Below are 17577 nucleotides of genomic sequence, written 5' to 3' on the forward strand. Positions count from 1 at the left end.
GCCATCAGCCCGTCCACGACGTGGTTGGCTACGAAGCCGCCGGCCGCTTGTGCGGAGTCCTAAGAGACGCGCTCTGACACATTTGAAACGGTTTCCTATGGCTGAATTGGTACGTCTGCTTTGCACCAACTCAACAACGCCAGATCTTTTCAAGGGGCGCGTCGCGACGAGAGATGGGACGGCGGGCTTCCGCCTCTAACCTCGATAGAACGTCTGCCTGCCATTGCTGGGGAAATGCCGCGCTTCTAGGCAGCGGTTCAGGCGAGCTGGCAACGAGCGGCTGAGTAACGGCGCAACAGTCTGGTTTGGCAGTGAGGTGGGCGTTCCTAGCCTCGTCCCAAGGCGTTTTGGCCATCAGATTAACGTAATAATCTGATGGCAAAAAATTTCTGCCAAAACGGAGTCCTCAGACTGGCGGCGGAAGTTTTCTCTACGGATCAGCCACTTACGTGCACATTCCGACCGTATTGACCACACGTACTGGCAGCCATTGACCAATTCGTCTGTGTCCGCAGGCTATGAGGCCTCAGTCCGGTGAAGGCTGGCTGCTGCCGCTCGTTTTCAGTGGCTCAAAGTTCGTTGCTGTCGACACCGCCCATTGAGCAGTTCCCGGTCCGGGTGTCCGCTGTACTGCCTGAAGCAGCCGTTAAGCAACTTTGGCACGGGGTTGCCACTTGCTGTGGTCGGCACTCAGGTCCAGCGACAGCTTTCACAAGCTGCGCTCTCGCACTGCAGGCTCGTTGTCGAAATCGGCGCGGCATGCGCAGCCGGCAGCAATGTGCCCAAAGCCGAAGTTCGCTGGCTTTCCAAACAGCACTTGGATGCAAAGTTAAGCCCGTCAGAATCAACGTCTGACAGCCAAGGGCCTGGGCGGACTTCCCGTCTACCTTCAAGCAATCGCCACGGTTAGCGGCTCAATAGGAACGTACCCACACCCACGCTTCCGGGTGCTTTCATGTGCGCTCAGGATGAGCAGCAGGCAAGAGATATTCCCGGTGGCCGCGGGCCGGTTTGCAGGCAACGGTTGCGCTCTAATCACGTTGGCCTCTCTGTTCAGCAATGCTGGTGCATGGCTGTAAGAACAGTAGTTCAGTGAATCGAACATGAAGACCCCATCCGTCACGATGCCAACTCTTAAACCGCCGCAAGCTTCGCTGCTTGTGGGTCTGCTCATGGGCGTTGGGCTGCTGTGCGCGTCCCTGCCCAGTGATGCGCAAGCCCCATCCACCAACGACTTGCGCAAGCAGCTCTCAACTCCGTGGGATGCCGAAGACTGGCCCGCCGCCGAGGCCATGGCGCGGCAGATTGCCGAGCGAAGTGACAGCAGCATTGAGGACTGGCGCAACTGGTTGAAGGTGCTGCGCCTGCAGAAAAAGGACGAGGCCGCACTCGCCGTGGCGCACGACTTGGTGAAACGCCCCGGCGCCAACAGTGCCGACCACAACTCGATTTGCTGGCATTGGATTGCACGCAACAAGCCCATAGAGGCCCGGCCGGCCTGCCAGAAAGCGGTGGAACTGGACAAGGCCAACTTCGAGGCGCTGGTGAACCTGGGACACAGCTACTTGCTGGCGGGCGACAAAGACACGGCGCAAGCCTGGTACCGTAAAACCCTGGCGCAAATCAGGAAGGAAGAAGACCTGCTGAACGGCCTACTGGATGACTTCCGGCTCTTCGTTCAGAACCGCTGGTATGCGGCCGAAGCCCAGGCCGCCGCGACGTGGTTTCAGCAAGCCTGGCCGCAGTTGGTCACTCTGCGCCAGCAGCGCAGTGGCGCGCGCCAAGTGGCCCAGAGCGGCAAGCCGCTCGAAGCCCTGGCGCAGTTGCAGGCAGTGGCCACGCAAGCGCAGGGCTTGCTGGGTGAAAGTGAGTTCGTCAGACTCACCTGGATCACTTGGCGGCGGCTGGTAATGGATCAGGTGAAGGATCCTATTGCGTCTAAGCAGGAGTATTCGCAAGCCGTCGCGCTGGCCGAGCAGGCGATGCGCGCGGCCGGTAGCAGCCTGCCGGATGAAGTGCGACTGGATCTGCTCAGCGAACTGGGCGCTGTTAAAGAAGAAGCCGAGCTGGATAAACAAATTGCCGATAAAAGAGGACATCTTGCTGATCGAGCAGGTCTCGTAATCGAAATCTTTTCAGGCCTCATAAGAGACGGCAAATTTACCCAAAAGGAAGCAGACATCCTGACTCGGATATACAACAGCCCAGTCCATTCGCCAGAGACAAAGAAACTCATAAAAGAACGGTTTCCGGATTTGTTTCCGCTCAAGTAGATACCTGTAGCCCCAGCACATACATTGCCGTGTCTTTTCCACGGGATGGCGTCGGATCGCGCCATTGCGCACGGCACGGACGGCAGCAATTTGGCGGCCAGCGAACTCCCGCAATGGGCACATTGCTGCCGCGTCCACGTCGGCCGTGAATGACGGCACCCTCTGCAAAGCGGCAGCTGCCGATTTCGGTCATCAGCAGTGCCACGGTCGGTGCCACCCGGCATGACGGTCAACGCTGACCAGCACCTGCACTTACGGCGCCAGCGAGGCCCTGCGTAGGCACCTCATTGGTGATGAGCCAGCGTGTTGGATCCAGCCCCGCCTGCAGGACTTTCGCGTCGTTCGAGCCAAAGATCAAGCGCCTGAACAAGGATTTGCTGCGAGCTTAAGTCGAGGTCCAGGCCAGCAGTCTTGAGGGCTCGGTATCTCTGCTCGTCCAGTTTGACGGTCATAGCCTTGTACGTAACTGCGGTCTTGGCCAATTGCGTGGCTGCGGATTTGGCTAGTGATGGATCTACAGATGTTGGCGCCGCGGAGCCCTTCGAGATCAGACCAGAGCTCAGCGGGGTGGCAGGTTTGTTCATTGCTTATCGCTCTTCAATCGGTTCTTGATATGGGTCCACAGTTGGTCCATTTCTGAGGCGCACTTGCTACGTGCATCGAGTTCTTGCGCTGTGCGGCCGTCGACCATTGCTGCCGCGAAGTCGGTCCGCTGGTGCACGATGATCGGCGCCACGGCACCGTGCTCGCTGAGGGCAATGGCGGCCTGAGCAGTCAGGCGAGCCCGAGCTGCCGCACCGTTTATCAAGAACATGGGCCGCCCTGTACAGAGCGCAACGGTTCGGCCGACCGCCCGAAGGTCGTGGGGGCTCGGTCTCGTCGGTATGACCACCAAGTCGGCCGCAGCAACGACCGTTGCAATGGTCGCCGTGACAGCCGGCGGTGTGTCGATGATCGCCAGGGTGTATCCCTGACTTCCCAGCTCATGGAGCTGTGACGACAGGTCACCAAGCCTCGCCGTAGCAAACGAGATGTCCTCGGCCACTCTGACATTCCACCAGTCGCTCAAGCTGCCCTGCGGATCTGTATCCATCAACACAACCATCTCTCCTGCGCTGGTAGCAGCAACCGCGACATGGCCAGCGAGCGTCGTCTTTCCGACGCCTCCCTTTTGATTGGCAAACACCAGGGTCAACATTTGCGAAGTTCCTTCGATGCTGAATTACGTAGTTGCGTACCTATGAGGAGCCAGAAATGCATCTCAACCCCTCCCTTCGCCAGCTTGCTTAACAACATGGGTGAGCCAGCCGCACCGGCGGCTGGCGAGGGGCAACTGGGGCGATGCCCCAGCCCCTGGGTGGGCGTGTGCCGTAGGCGCATACCTGTGCCCGCCGGGGCGGGCCTATTTCGACGGGTCAGGGTGGGGCCCCGCAGGGGCGACCTAGGGGTAAAGCCCATGGGTCGGCTCCAAGAGGTCTTGTAGAGACCTAATAGAGGCCCGGCCTGGAAACCCGCATGAATGCTGGAGTCGAGTTTTCGAATCCCCGGAATAACGCTCACAAACCACCGGAATAACGCTCACGCTTGACCGGAATAACGCTCACGGCACTCCATGGGGCGTCCTGCGTCACCGCATTCCACCAGTCGACCGGAATAACGCTCACAGCGTCGGTCTCTCAATCGAATACGCAGTGCCGACTGGTCGAACATCCCAGCTTAGTTCTACGAGCTCCTTCAGGGCTCCCCTCACTGTGGAGCGGCGCTGACGGATGGTGGCGGCAGCCACGCCCTTCAGCTCGCCATAGACATGACCAACGAGTGTGTCGACACCAATGGCCGTGAGGTGGCGCTTGCCTGGGTTGATGTACCCACAAAGCCGCTGATGGAGAACACGCGCAGGGTCCGACTTGAGCGCTCGTACTTCATCCATGCAAATGTGTGTGTACCCGCCGCCTGCAACTGCAGCGCTCAGACGGGCATTGATGGCAATTGACAGCCCGCCGGTATCCATATCCACGTCGTACGACAAGACACGCATCGAACGCTCTCGCGAGCCTTCAATGCAAAAAATGGTGACTGCTGCCAGTCTTCGGAGCGATTCCCTCATCGACTCGCGCTGTGACCTGCAATCGCTCTTGTAGCCAGCTTCTGCAATTAGTGCGCCCAAAGTGGTCGAGACGACTCGCAGTTCAGTGTCGGCGTCCTGGCCGAGGAAAGCCAGGCGTTGTGCCAAGCGTTCGCCAAGGTCTCCGGCTGGAGCGGCAACTTTCAGGTTCCTTGTGGAGGGGCCGGCGCTGGCAACAATTGCCTGCAGCACCCTCAGCTCTGTACCACCGAGGGGCTCGGGCCCCCGGAAGCGCAACTCGGTCTTCCCGTAGACGTATGTGACGTCCAGCTTCAGCCGCTTGTAGTCACCCTTCTTGAGAGGTCGGAACAATCCTGGCGCGTTGCAATGTGCAGCGTCGTGGCGCGCGAAAACAGTACGGCGCTTAGACATAGCTGACCCTGGGGCTGCGTTGGGTGTTCCGAACCTTTCTGGGCGCGCGCGTAGTCCCATTCGAGCGATTCACCGCCACGTCAGCGCCACTTCCTTCAGTAGCGCCCTCCAAGGGCTGCAACGCACCCCCTTCACACCGCATGTACCAGCGATTCCCCATCGGGGCGGCGTAATTCTGCTTTGTGACGCCGAAACGGACGTGCCTTCGGCGGTCCTCATCCGTGAGGTGTAGGTGTGCCCAAGCATCAGCCTTCGCCTCCTCAGCGGTCATGCCTGCGACGAAAGCCAACCATCTCGCGTTGTCAACGAAGACAGACGATCCCCGCGCCGCCTGCTGCAGGTCAGCCATCCCATTCATCGCGGAGGATTTGCTCACGTGGTGCAGGTACAGCACGGCACTGCCAGTGATCTTGGCCAGGCGTTCCAGTGCCGCCATGACCGCCTTGGCGTCCGCGGCATCGTTTTCGTCCAATGAATGAAACCGAGTCAGCGTGTCGATCACTACCAAGCGCGCACCGGCGCTTACTCGGGAGATCTCCTCAAACCAGGCTGGATCCATGATGTCGACGCCGTAGCCGACGCAGGGCACGATGGTCAGCCCCTGCGACAGCGCAGTGCGCGCCTCGGGAGCTAGCCAGGTGGCCACGCTTCGAATTCGATGGTGTAGCGCTACGTCTGGATCCTCGCCAGCAAAAATGACGACACGGCCATGCTTCTCGATGCCAAGCCCGAGAAGATCGGCCCCAGTTACGTCGATGGCAATATCCATCGCTGCCTGCAGCGCGAGCGTCGACTTGCCGACGCCGCCGGCTGCAACCAGGCCGCCGACTGTGCCGGCAAGGAAGCCGGGAAGCACGAAGTCAAGTTCGGGCGGATCAGTTTCGATACATCTCAGAATGTCGAGGCTCGCTGGAAGTCGCTTGACCTCGTTGGGGGGTTCTCTGAGTCGTTGATTGGGGCCCTTTGTCATGACGCGCTCACTTTCGCGAGTTGGTCGGCCTCGTCCAATTCACGGGCACGGCGCTTGAGTTCCAGCGCTTCAACGTTGAACAAATTGGCAACGTGTTCAGCGGTAGCGCAGTGTTTAAGCAAGCTATTCGGCCACGCTCGAGACGGCGTGCGAATGCGACCGCAGCATAGTTGCCGCTCAGATTCGTCTGGATGCCAGCGGCTGCCTGTGTCCCACCTTCCGCTCGGCCGCCGCCCTCGGTCGCGTCTGGCGCGGTACTCATGCGCCGCTGTGTCAACAGGAATGCTGATGCAGGAGGGCTTCTTCATTGGGAAACCTCCTGAGCCCGGCGCTTGGCCAGTTCAAGCTTGGTCGGCCGGCCGCGGCCTCGCTTGGCTTGTCCAAGCGGAAGGTCAGCGGGGGAACGAGCGCCAGCTCTCTTCGCGTCAAACCAAGCCTGAACGTCGCGGGCATCAAACAAGACACGATCAGCAATTCGTGTGACGCGAGGCACGCGATCCGGCGAATGTCGCGCCCACTCGTAGACAGTGATCTCGTGTCGCTGGATCAGCGCAGCAAGTTCGTAGACGGTGAGGTAACGCGGCAGCAAGCGCTGCGATTGCATTTCTGCGCGCGCCGCAGCGCGCTTTACGGGTGATAGGGCCAATTGGCTACTCCAACGAGTCCTCGCGCCACATGACGCAAGGAAGTTGGAGCGCAGCAGCTAGGCACCCCAGGGCTTGGCCGCAGTTCACGGCATTGATTGCTAAACGGACCCCAGGCGTCTAACAAGATGTGACGCTCGCCATGGCATCGAGTTCAGTGGTGGCAAACGCATTCCTAAGCATTTGCACTCAGCCCGTCCCGGGCGCGCCACTTTCAATACCTTGGGTCTTTACGACACAACAGACTGAACTCTAGCGAACTCAGGCTGTGCTGTCAATGAACGTCACTTCACTGCACCAAACGGTTTAGCCGCTTCTACCAATTGTTCCCAGGAGAAATAGGCGTTTTGGTGCAGTGGCGGTACATCGAGTGCACCAAAATTGGCTTCACTCGGCTAAATCAAACTTAACGAATTTACGTCAAGCCACTGATTTAGAAAGAAAAAATGGTGCCGGCTATCGGATTCGAACTGATGACCTACCGCTTACAAGGCGGTTGCTCTACCAACTGAGCTAAGCCGGCTGTTCCCTTTGACGGGAGCCGCATTGTAGGGGCTGTGCGCCACCTCAAATGCGACTTGGGCCAATTTCTTACTTGATGCGCTTGAGCGCCGGGCGACCGCCGCCTGCCGGGCCGGAGGGCTCATCGCCGCCGCCTTCGGGCTTGCTGGCATCTTCAGGCTGCTTGGCCTGAGGAGCAGGTACCGCTGCAGGTGGCGGCGGTGCTTCAGCTTCAGGCGTGCTTGCCAGGCGCAGGCTGCGCAGGGAGGTCACGCTGCCGCGGGCCGGTGAGGCACCCGCAGCTGCCGGAGCCCCGGCTTCGGGCGTGCCTTCCACATTCGGTGCTGGGAAGGCCATGCCCTGGCCGTTCTCGCGGGCATAGATGGCCACCACGTGGTCCACGGGCACGAGGATCTCGCGCGCAACGCCGCCGAAGCGGGCCTTGAACTGGATGAAGTCATTGCCCAGTTCCAGACCCGAAGTGGCGTCGAAGCCGACGTTCAGCACGATCTCGTTGTTGCTCACGTACTCCATCGGCACCTGCACCATGCGGTCGACATGGACCGCGATGTAGGGCGTGAAGCCGTTGTCGGTGCACCAGTCGTGCAGGGCCCGGATCAGGTAGGGCCTTGTCGACGTGCTGGGGCTGCCGGCGCCTTTGTCGCTCGTGGAATCCATGTGGAAACTGCCGCGCTTACTTGCGCATCACCTTCTCGGACGGGGTCAGCGCCTCGATATAGGCCGGACGCGAGAAGATGCGCTCGGCATACTTCAGCAGCGGCAGGGCGTTCTTGGACATGTCGATGCCGTAGTAGTCCAGGCGCCACAGCAGCGGAGCGATGGCCACGTCGAGCATCGAGAAGTCGTCGCCCAGCATGTACTTGTTCTTCAGGAAGATCGGCGCGAGCTGGGTCAGGCGGTCGCGGATCTGCGAGCGGGCCTTCTCGAGCTGCTTGTCGGTCGCCTTGACCGTCGTGCCACGGCCTTCCAGCACGTTCACGTGAGCGAACAGCTCCTTCTCGAAATTGAGCAGGAACAGGCGCACGCGGGCGCGGGCCACCGGGTCTCCGGGCATCAGCTGCGGATGCGGGAAACGCTCGTCTATGTACTCGTTGATGATGTGCGACTCGTACAGGATCAGGTCGCGTTCGACCAGGATCGGCACTTCGTTGTACGGGTTCATCAGGGCGATGTCTTCGGGCTTGGCAAACAAGTCCACATCGCGGATTTCAAAGTCCATGCCCTTTTCGAACAGCACGAAGCGGCAACGGTGCGAGTAAGGGCAGGTGGTTCCAGAGTAAAGCACCATCATGACGGCGGCTCCCGAAGTTCAAAAGGTCAAAAAACAAACGCAGTGGGTGGCCGGCAGACCGGCCCCACTGCGTGACGGGGCCCAGGACCAAACCCTGAGCCCGCAGCTTACTTCTTACTTGACGTCTTTCCAGAACGCGGCGTTCAGGCGCCAGGCGATCACGGTAAAGACAGACAGGAACAACAGCACGATCACGCCGAGGCGGAAGCGCTGGCCCTGGGCAGGCTCGCCCATCCACTGCAGATAGGCCACCAGGTCGCCAACGGCGCTGTTGAACTCCTGCTCGTTGAGCTTGCCCGGCGTCACTTGCTCGAAGCCGCGGAACACATGCGTGGTCTTGCTGTGGTCATGCGGGTCAGCCACTTCCTCGAACTTGGCAGCGCGCTGGCCTTGCAGCTCCCACAGCGCATGCGGCATCGCCACGCTCGGGAAAGCCAGGTTGTTCCAGCCGGTGGCCTTGGTGTCGTCGCGGTAGTAGGTGCGCAGGTAGGTGTAGAGATAGTCTGCACCCGAACCCTTGGAACCATCAGCGCGCGAGCGAGCCACCACGGTCAGGTCAGGCGGCACGGCGCCGAACCATTCCTTGGCCTGCTTGGCGTCCAGCGAGACCTTCATCAGCTCGCCGACCTTGTCGGAGGCGAACATCAGGTTCGACTTGATCTGCAGCTCCGTCAGGCCGAGGTCCTGCAGGCGGTTGTAGCGCATGAAGGCTGCCGAGTGGCAGTTCAGGCAGTAGTTGACGAACAACTTGGCGCCGTTTTGCAGCGACGCCATGTCGGTCATCTTTTCCTTCGGGAACTTGTCCCATTCGATGCCGCCGCCGGCAGCCTTGGCTCCGGACACCAGACCGGCGCCAAGCGCCAGCGAGGTCAGCAACGTAGCAATGAACTTTTTCATCATTCTTGGAACTCCGGTGCTGTGGCTTGTCAGTGGGCGTGGAAGGTAATGCGGTCGGGCACTTGCTTGAAGGTCCCGAGCTTGCTCCACCAGGGCATCAGCAGGAAGAAGCCGAAATAGAACAGCGTGCCGATCTGTGCCACCAGGGTGCCTATGTCGGTCGGCGGCTGGATGCCGAGGTAACCCAGCACCAGGAAGAACAGCACGAACACCGTGTAGACATAGGTGTGCCAGGTCGGGCGATAGCGGATCGACTTGACCGGGCTGTGGTCCAGCCAGGGCAGGAAGAACAGGATCACGACCGCGCCGCCCATCACCACCACGCCCCAGAACTTGGCGTCGAAGGTCTTGAGCAGGCCGATGCCGACGAGCGCGGCCACCAGCACGGCGAGCTTGCCCTTGCCGGCGAAGTTGCCCTTCAGCACAGCCAGCACGGCACCCAGGCCGATGAGGCCGCACAGCACATTGACCATGGTGTCGGTCGTGGCGCGCAGCATCGAGTAGAACGGCGTGAAGTACCAGACAGGCGCGATGTGCGCAGGCGTCTTCAGCGGGTCGGCCGGGATGAAGTTGTTGTACTCGAGGAAGTACCCACCCAGCTCAGGCGCGAAGAAGATGATGGCGCAGAAGGCGATCAGGAACAGGCTGACACCGAAGATGTCGTGCACCGTGTAGTACGGATGGAAGGGAATGCCGTCCAGCGGATGGCCGGCGGCGTCCTTCGGAGCCTTCGGGCCCTTGATCTCGACGCCGTCCGGGTTGTTGGAGCCCACTTCATGCAGCGCAATGATGTGTGCAACCACCAGGCCCAGCAGGATCAGCGGCACCGCGATCACGTGGAAGCTGAAGAAGCGGTTCAGGGTGGCATCGCTCACCACGAAGTCGCCGCGGATCAGCAGCGCCAGGTCCGGGCCCACGAAGGGCACGGCGGCGAACAGGTTCACGATCACCTGGGCGCCCCAGTACGACATCTGGCCCCAGGGCAGCAGATAGCCCATGAAGGCTTCGCCCATCAGGCACAGGAAGATGCCGCAACCGAAGATCCAGACCAGCTCGCGCGGCTTGCGGTACGAACCATAGAGCAGGCCACGGAACATGTGCAGGTACACGACGACGAAGAACGCCGAGGCGCCCGTCGAGTGCATGTAGCGGATCAGCCAGCCCCAGGGCACATCGCGCATGATGTACTCGACCGAGGCGAACGCCAGGTTGGCATCCGGCTTGTAGTGCATCACCAGGAAGATGCCGGTGACGATCTGGATCACCAGCACCAGCATGGCCAGCGAGCCGAAGATGTACCACCAGTTGAAGTTCTTCGGAGCGTAGTACTCCGACATGTGCTCCTTGTACATCTTGCTGGCCGGGAAGCGGTTGTCCACCCAGGTCATCAGCTGCGTGGCGATGGAGGCGCCAGCGGGAGCTTCTTTGAATTCAGCCATTTTTTACCTCTGTCCTGTTCAGGCTTTTTTGTCTTCACCAATCAAGATCTTGGTGTCGGACAGGTAAATGTGAGGTGGCACTTCGAGGTTGTCGGGTGCCGGCTTGTTCTTGAACACGCGGCCGGCCAGGTCGAAGGTCGAGCCGTGGCAGGGGCACAGGAAGCCGCCATGCCAGTCGTCCGGCAGCGAAGGCTGCGGGCCGGTCTGGAACTTGTCGCTGGGCGAGCAGCCCAGGTGCGAGCAGATGCCCACGGCGACGAAGAACTCGGGCTTGATCGAGCGGGCTTCGTTCTTGGCGTACTCGGGCGTCGGGTAGGCCGTACGTTCCGACTTCGGGTCGGCCAGTTGGCCATCGATGCCTTTCAGCCCCGCGAGCTGCTCGGGCGTTCGGCGCACGATCCACACGGGCTTGCCGCGCCATTCGACGGTCTTCTTCTCGCCGGGCTTGATGTCGCTGATATCGACTTCCACGGCGGCACCGGCGGCTTTCGCGCGCTCGGAAGGCGTGAAGGTACTGACGAAGGGTACGGCTGTTGCAACGCCGCCGACGGCGCCGGCACAACCGGTGGCGATGAGCCAGGTGCGCTTGCCTTGGTCCACTTGCTGGTCACTCATGAGGGTCCTCGAACGAGACTTCTGATCTGGGGCAGCCGGGGATTCTAAGGGATGCTGTCAAGCCCTCGGTCCTCAGCCAGCCACAAACCTCTGGTTTGGCCCGATTCGCCTGCTCCTGTGGCATGCACAATGCCAAAGATCAACTTTCCTGGAGGCCTCATGGGCGTGATGTCGGAGTTCCGCGAGTTTGCGGTCAAGGGCAATGTGGTCGACCTGGCGGTCGGTGTGATCATCGGCGGCGCCTTCGGCAAGATCGTCGACTCGATGGTCAACCACCTGATCATGCCCTTGGTGGGGCGAGTGGTCGGCGGCCTGGATTTCAGCAACTACTTCATCATGCTGGCCAGCCCGCCGGCGGACTTCAAGGGCCCGATGACCTTTGACGCCCTCAGCAAGGCCGGGGTGCCGCTGTTTGCCTATGGCAGCTTCCTGACCGTGCTGCTGAACTTCATCATCCTGGCCTTCATCATTTTCATGATGGTCAAGCAGATCAACCGCCTGAAGCGCGACAGCGCCCCGGCCCCGGCCCCGGCCCCGGCCGAGCCGCCAGCTACGCCGGAAGACATCCAGCTTCTGCGCGAGATCCGCGACTCGCTCAAGCGCTGAACCCCTGATCCCGCCTCGGGGTGGCGGTAAGTGAAAGTTACCGCTGCCTGGAGTGTTAGCTTTTTGGCGACGCCGGGCGCATAGCGTCCCTGGCTTGGACTGTGAGTCCTCTTGAATCGGGTGATACTTGCGTTCACGTGGCTTGTACGCCACAAGGCCCAGCCGGACCCCAATGAACCCGCCCGACCTCAGACTCAACCCTCATCTGGAGGCCGCCCTCCAGCGTATTCGCACCGCTGCCGAGCAGGCCGCCGAGCGTGGCGCCGAGGGCATGGGCTTGTCGGCACTGTCGGCCAGCCAGACCAAGCGCCGTGACGAACTGCTGGCGGCGCAGTTTCTGTTCCGCAAGCAGCAGGTCGTGTTCGGCCAGCACTTCTATCAAAGCCTGCGTCGGCAGCTGGCTGCCCAGCGCAGCCCCGAAATGGCGGCCGCACCGGCGCCCAAGAAAAAAGACTGGACCGAGCTGTCGCTGATGGGCGACGAGCAGCTCGAGTCCATGGTCCAGGCCGACCGCATCGGCATGGCCATCGGCCATCAGAGCGAATGGGAGCTGCGCGAAGTCGACTCCTACATTGCCAATCTGTCTGGCAATGAGCGCAACCCCTTGCGCCCCGAGGTGATTGCCCAGGGCCTGCTCGACGGGGTCAATTCGGTCACCGAAGACCCGGCGGTCCGCCAGGTGCTCACCGATGAATTGACGCGTGCGCTCTCGCAGGAGATGCGCGCCTGCTATGCCGACATCGCCGAGCTGTTCCGCAGCCGTGGCCTGCGGCCGCAAGACTTGCGGGTGCGCGCGGGCGTCGATCCGCTGGGTCATTCGACCCGGGGCAGCGGCCACAGTGAGCAAAGCGGCCTGGATGGCCCGGATGCCGGGCCGTCGGGCCGTGGCAATTGGGGTGGCGGCCAGCGGGGCGGTGGCGGATTCGGCAACAGCATGCACGGCGGGCTGGGCGGCATGCCGGGCGGTGGCCGGCGTGGTGGCGGCGGTGTTGGCGGGGGTGGATTTGGCACCGTCGATGCACAGATGATGGACCTGCTGCGGCGCCTCTCCCATATGCCCAGTGGCCACGGCGGCCTGGCTGGCGGCGGTGGAGACTACAACAGCGGCTGGGCCGAGGACTACGGCGACGGGCAATGGAATGGCGGCGGCGGCATGGCCGTGAGCCTGCCGCCCAATCTGATCGTCCAGCACCGCGAAGAGCTGCGCCAGGCTTCGACCGGCAACCTCGACCACATGGTCATCGACGTGGTTGGCAGCCTGTTCGACCAGATCCTGTCCGACCCCAAGGTGCCGCCGCAGATGGCGCGCCTGATCGCCCGGCTGCAGCTGCCCGTGCTGCGTGTGGCGCTGGGCGACAACAGCTTCTTCTCCACGCGCAAACATCCGGTGCGCCGCTTCGTCAATCGCATCGCCTCGCTGGCCTGCGCCTTCGACGACTTCAGCGAAGACCCGGGCAAGGCCTTCCTGAGCCATGTGCGCGACCTGGTGCAGGACGTGGCCAATGGCGACTTCGATCGCATGGACGTCTATGAGTCCAAGCTCGATGCGCTGGAGCAGTTCATCGGTCAGCAGGCTTCGGCCTCGCTGCAAGCCCAGGGCGATGCCACGCTGCTGGTGGCCCGCAAGGAAACCGATCTGCGCCTGCAGCAGCGCTACATGCAGCAGCTGCAGCAGCAATTGGCGCCGGTGCCGATGCACAGCTTCCTGCGCGATTTCCTGGCGCAAGTCTGGAGCCAGGCCATCGTGCTGGCCGCGCGCGACGAAAAGCAACCCGAGCGCGCGCAGCGCCTGCGCCAGCTGGGCCGCCAGCTGGTGATGAGCGTGCAGCCCAAGGCGGGCAGCGATGCGCGCAAGACCTTCCTGGCCGAGCTGCCCATCCTGATGCGCACGCTCAACGAGGGCCTGGACCTGATCCAGTGGCCCGAGGCCGCGCGCAAGCCCTTCTTTGGCCAGTTGCTGCCGGCCCATGCAGAGTCCCTGAAAGTCGCAGCGCTGACGGCGCTGGACTACAACCTGCTGGCCAAGCAGCTGGACCAGGTGTTCGGCGTCGCGCCGCCGGAAGAGAAGGACCTGCCGGCCGCCACATCGCCGGTTGATCTGCCGGAAGACACCGATCTTGGCAGCCGCCTCAGCGCCGCCGAGGCGCAGCGCATCGGCCTGATGGATGAGACCAAGGTCGACTGGAGCGGCAAGGTCGATATCGATCTTGCAGCCGAGGCACCCCTGCAGGCGGTGGACATCAGCATCGATGGCCTGCCGGCGGTCGAGGATGAGCCGGACCCGAATGCCGGCGTGCTGCTGATCGACCATCTGCAGCTGGGCTTCGCCTACAACATGCTGACCGGCGACGACTGGCACAAGGTGCGCCTGGCCCACATCAGCGCCGGGCGCAGCTTCTTCATCTTTACCGAAGGCAGCAAGCACCAGCAGACGGTTACCATGACCGCGCGCATGCTCAAGCGTCTGTGCGAATCGGGCCGTCTGCGCGCCTTCGAGAACGCCTATCTGCTGGAACGCGCCACGGCGCGTGCCCGCAAGCAGCTGGCGGCGCTGGGCGCCAAGGCCTGAAGCCCCAGTGTGCCCAAAGTACTCATGGCCGAAGTAGAGGTCTCCTGGTGCGAGACCTCCAGCTTCAGCATGTTGCTAGTGGAGGATAACCACAGTCGCGCTGGCCACGGCTATCAAATCTACGGTCAGGGCAAGCCACCGCAGGCGCTTTTCGGGATACAGCTGCTCTAGCCCAGCGCCTCTTTTTTCAGCCAAGAAGAAGAGCAGGGAAAGTACACAGCAGAGTATCGCGACTGCAGGCCTGAGGGCGCTCATTGAGGGCTGCAACATCGCTATCCAGGCAACCGCGCCTAGCATCAGGGGGCCCCATCTGGCGCCCAGCATGATCAGGCGTGTGGACATGCTATTTGCACCCAGTGTCCATCTTGTCCGCCCAGGGGCTACTGACGTTGAAGTCGCCGCCATTGCGGTAGAAAACTATTCCTGACCCAAGGTCGCCAAAAGCGCCGGAGTTGAACAACTGCAACTGAGATGCGCCAATCTGCAGGCGGATAGAGAAAGAAACATTGTCAAGCGAGAACCCATTCATCAGTGATGAGACGCGGCTTGTGAACGCGTCAACTGACCGACCCAGCAAATCGGATGACGCGGCGTAGGAATCTGGGGCATATGTCGACCACAAGAAGTTGATCCCAGTGCCCACTGTGTATGCAGTACCAAATGTTCCAGCGAGTCGCGTGGCCGCAAAACTGGCGGTTTCGTATAGAGCTGCTTTCACAGACAACGATCCGACGGGCGCTGTTCGGAAATCCAAGTAGATTTGCCTGAGTGTCATATCAATCGTTGGTGCCGGCCTAGCGTCATTGCCGACTGAACTCTTTGCATGCCTGACGGTGACAGGGGATGTAACGCTCATCGCGTTAGGGGACAGTGCCAGGGGAAATTCGGACGCCTTAAGCGGAGCAACCTTGAGGGTGGCGGCGTAGGTATCTGCGAAGCCAAAAAACAGCCCCACTCTTGCCAGGTTTTGCAGATCCGCTCGAGCAGCGATTTCTTCCAGCAATAGTGGCGCTTTCGGGCTGTTCAGAGTAGCTAGTCGATAGAAGTACGAAAGGTCGTTCAGTTCTGCGTTGCTCATTGTGGAGAGCAACCTTCGAAGCTCGTCATCGGGCAAATGACGAATGTTGGACTCGATGTTCTCCTGGAAGGCCCGGGCCACCGCTGCGGATACTTCCCATTGGTTATTTGCTCCTGGTGCAATACTTCGGGTTACCGCCACCGCTTTGGCAGTCTGGGTGTTGCTAAGTGGTGTTAGCTTCGAGCCGCTGCACTCGTCCTTTGCCAACCCGGTGCTGGCGACAAGCATGCCGGCAGAACCGGCTAAAAAGGTGCGTCTATCCGTCATGGTTCCCTCCCTGGGCGTGAACAAATGGCCTGCTTCCTGCGTATCGCTTGAGAATTTTTGTTCTCTTCAGCGTTGCCATTTAGATGCCAGTAAAGGCCATAATTGGTGCAACTTCAAGGAGTTATTTTTGCGAACGCAAATTCTCTCCACATGTTTGCCGACTCAGATGCGGCTGAGGCGACTTGCCAAGGCCAGCGCTGCACGCAGGCTTGACTCGTCAGCAAGGCCCCTTCCGGCAATATCGAATGCCGTTCCATGGTCTGGGCTCGTGCGCACGAAGGGCAGGCCCAGTGTCACGTTGACGCCTTGCTCCACGCCCAGGTACTTCACCGGGATCAGGCCATGGTCGTGGACCATCGCGACCACCGCATCGAACTCGCCCCGGCGGGCACGCATGAAGACGGTGTCCGGCGCGAAGGGGCCGCTGGCGGCCATGCCCTCGCTCTTTGCCTGCTGAATGGCCGGCGCGATGAATTGAATTTCCTCGTCACCGAACAAGCCGCCTTCGCCGGCATGCGGGTTGAGGCCTGCCACAGCAATCCTCGGCTTCTCGATGCCGAAGAGGCGCAGTGCTGCATCGGTGATGCGCAGGGTCTGCAGGACGGAATCGAGAGTGATTGCCTCGATCGCCTTGCGCAGCGACATGTGGATGGTCACCAGGACCGTGCGTAGCTCTTCATTGGCCAGCATCATGCGCACCGGTGGCAGTGCCTCGCCGGGCTTCGCGGCGAGCGCCTGCAGCATCTCGGTGTGGCCGGGGTAGGGCACGCCGGCTGCGTGCAAGGCTTCCTTGTGGATGGGTGCAGTGACGATGGCCCGGCCCTGGCCAGCCTGCACGGCGCGCACGGCCGCCTCGATGCAGTGTGCGGCGGCGGCGCCAGCGCGGGCATCGACGTTGCCCAGCGGGCAATCTGCAAGGTCAAGCGGCAGGCCAGCGGGCTGCCAGAGCGGCAGGCTGCGCGGCGGTGCCGGTTCATCGGGGCGGTCCAGCAAAGCCACGGGCAACGTCATGCCCAATTGCCTGATGGCTCGGCGCATCACATCGGCGTCACCGATGACGCAGACATCCTCGGGCGGGTGCGCCGAGGCCCAGAGCTTGGCAATGATCTCCGGGCCTATGCCAGCGGCATCGCCCATCGTTATCAGGATTGGCTTCCTGCTCATGCCGGATTGGGCAGGTCGATGAACTGCTGCTCCAGCCCGAACTGGCCGGCCAGGTGCTCGCCCAGCGCCTTGATGCCGTAGCGCTCGGTTGCGTGGTGGCCCGCGGCCACGAAGGCCACGCCGGTTTCGGCTGCCAGGTGCGCCTGCGGCTCGGAAATCTCGCCGGTCACGAAGACGTCGGCCCCGGCGGCGATCGCGGCTTCGAAGTAGCCTTGCGCGCCGCCTGTGCACCAGGCGATGCGGCGCAGCGGGCGGCCGTCCCCCGCCGCGACGGTGGGTTCGCGGCCCAGCACCAATTGCAGTTGTTGCTGAAGTTCGGTCAATGTCTGTTCGGCCAACGGGCCGACAAATCCCAGGTCCTGTTCGCCGAAGCGGCCATCGGCCTGCCAGCCGAAGCGCCCGCCGAGCTGCGCGTTGTTGCCCAGCGATGCATGCGCATCGAGTGGCAGGTGGAAGGCGAACAGATTGACCTCGGCCGACAACAGCTTCTGCAGCCGTTGCTTCATCCAGCCGGTGACGCGGCCGTCCTGGCCGCGCCAGAACAGGCCATGGTGAACGAGCAGGGCGTCTGCGCCGGCGTCAATCGCCGCCTCGATCAGTGCGAGGCTTGCCGTGACGCCGCAAACCAGCTTGTGGACCTCGCTGCGGCCCTCGACCTGCAAACCGTTCGGCCCATAATCCTTGAAGCGTCCGACCTCGAGCAGCGTGCCGAGGTAGCGGTCGAGTTCGGTGCGTTGCATGGTGG

At 61.8% G+C, this 17577-nt stretch carries 15 protein-coding genes and 1 tRNA gene; 3 read left to right on the forward strand and 13 right to left on the reverse strand.

Annotated elements, in window-relative coordinates; genetic code table 11:
- The first annotated feature begins 1103 nt into the window (after window positions 1-1103).
- Window positions 1104-2273, forward strand: a complete 1170-nt coding sequence (locus ABT392_RS01715) for a tetratricopeptide repeat protein (RefSeq protein WP_395384263.1) — start codon at window positions 1104-1106, stop codon at window positions 2271-2273.
- Between the two features lie 284 nt (window positions 2274-2557).
- Here the strand turns inward: ABT392_RS01715 and ABT392_RS01720 are convergent, their stop codons facing one another.
- The 10 genes from ABT392_RS01720 to petA all read right to left on the reverse strand — a co-directional run bounded on the left by ABT392_RS01720 (window position 2558) and on the right by petA (window position 11148).
- Entirely contained in the window at window positions 2558-2857 is a 300-nt protein-coding gene (locus tag ABT392_RS01720; protein WP_395384262.1) for a hypothetical protein, read from the reverse strand.
- Window positions 2854-3471, reverse strand: a complete 618-nt coding sequence (locus ABT392_RS01725; protein WP_395384261.1) for an AAA family ATPase — start codon at window positions 3469-3471, stop codon at window positions 2854-2856. The genes ABT392_RS01720 and ABT392_RS01725 overlap by 4 nt, the downstream gene beginning before the upstream one ends.
- Before the next feature lie 462 nt (window positions 3472-3933).
- Window positions 3934-4770: a replication protein C, IncQ-type gene (gene repC / locus ABT392_RS01730; RefSeq protein WP_395384260.1), complete on the reverse strand. Its 837-nt coding sequence runs from the start codon at window positions 4768-4770 to the stop codon at window positions 3934-3936.
- Window positions 4763-5740, reverse strand: a complete 978-nt coding sequence (locus tag ABT392_RS01735) for a helicase RepA family protein (RefSeq protein WP_395384259.1) — start codon at window positions 5738-5740, stop codon at window positions 4763-4765. The genes repC and ABT392_RS01735 overlap by 8 nt, the downstream gene beginning before the upstream one ends.
- A 1091-nt stretch (window positions 5741-6831) precedes the next feature.
- Window positions 6832-6907: transfer RNA gene (locus ABT392_RS01740), tRNA-Thr, on the reverse strand.
- Between the two features lie 68 nt (window positions 6908-6975).
- The gene (locus ABT392_RS01745) at window positions 6976-7563 is read right to left on the reverse strand and encodes a ClpXP protease specificity-enhancing factor (RefSeq protein ID WP_334279013.1); all 588 of its coding nucleotides are present in this window, start codon (window positions 7561-7563) and stop codon (window positions 6976-6978) included.
- 16 nt (window positions 7564-7579) lie between these two features.
- The gene (locus tag ABT392_RS01750) at window positions 7580-8197 is read right to left on the reverse strand and encodes a glutathione S-transferase N-terminal domain-containing protein (RefSeq protein ID WP_282828862.1); all 618 of its coding nucleotides are present in this window, start codon (window positions 8195-8197) and stop codon (window positions 7580-7582) included.
- 114 nt (window positions 8198-8311) lie between these two features.
- Window positions 8312-9094: a cytochrome c1 gene (locus ABT392_RS01755; protein ID WP_334279336.1), complete on the reverse strand. Its 783-nt coding sequence runs from the start codon at window positions 9092-9094 to the stop codon at window positions 8312-8314.
- Between the two features lie 29 nt (window positions 9095-9123).
- Window positions 9124-10533 (reverse strand): cytochrome b, encoded by a 1410-nt coding sequence (locus tag ABT392_RS01760; protein WP_334279012.1) that lies wholly within the window; start codon window positions 10531-10533, stop codon window positions 9124-9126.
- A gap of 18 nt (window positions 10534-10551) precedes the next feature.
- On the reverse strand, window positions 10552-11148 hold the full coding sequence (petA, locus tag ABT392_RS01765) for a ubiquinol-cytochrome c reductase iron-sulfur subunit (protein ID WP_334279011.1): 597 nt from the start codon (window positions 11146-11148) through the stop codon (window positions 10552-10554).
- Between the two features lie 159 nt (window positions 11149-11307).
- On the opposite strand from petA, the gene mscL reads away from it, so the two are divergent.
- Complete coding sequence (gene mscL, locus ABT392_RS01770) at window positions 11308-11754, forward strand: large conductance mechanosensitive channel protein MscL (protein WP_395386788.1); 447 nt, start codon at window positions 11308-11310, stop codon at window positions 11752-11754.
- 172 nt (window positions 11755-11926) lie between these two features.
- Window positions 11927-14323 (forward strand): DUF1631 family protein, encoded by a 2397-nt coding sequence (locus ABT392_RS01775; RefSeq protein ID WP_395384258.1) that lies wholly within the window; start codon window positions 11927-11929, stop codon window positions 14321-14323.
- Window positions 14324-14666: 343 nt separating this feature from the next.
- Here the strand turns inward: ABT392_RS01775 and ABT392_RS01780 are convergent, their stop codons facing one another.
- The 3 genes from ABT392_RS01780 to ABT392_RS01790 form a co-directional block, all read right to left on the reverse strand.
- Window positions 14667-15668 (reverse strand): hypothetical protein, encoded by a 1002-nt coding sequence (locus ABT392_RS01780; RefSeq protein ID WP_395384257.1) that lies wholly within the window; start codon window positions 15666-15668, stop codon window positions 14667-14669.
- A gap of 162 nt (window positions 15669-15830) precedes the next feature.
- On the reverse strand, window positions 15831-16832 hold the full coding sequence (pdxA, locus tag ABT392_RS01785) for a 4-hydroxythreonine-4-phosphate dehydrogenase PdxA (protein ID WP_395384256.1): 1002 nt from the start codon (window positions 16830-16832) through the stop codon (window positions 15831-15833).
- A complete protein-coding gene (locus tag ABT392_RS01790; RefSeq protein ID WP_334279007.1) occupies window positions 16829-17572 on the reverse strand; it encodes a Nif3-like dinuclear metal center hexameric protein in 744 nt (247 codons plus the stop codon). The genes pdxA and ABT392_RS01790 overlap by 4 nt, the downstream gene beginning before the upstream one ends.
- Window positions 17573-17577 lie beyond the last annotated feature (5 nt).

Source organism: Paucibacter sp. JuS9, from assembly GCF_044043925.2.
In the GTDB taxonomy this organism is placed as follows: Bacteria; Pseudomonadota; Gammaproteobacteria; order Burkholderiales; family Burkholderiaceae_C; genus JAUASW01.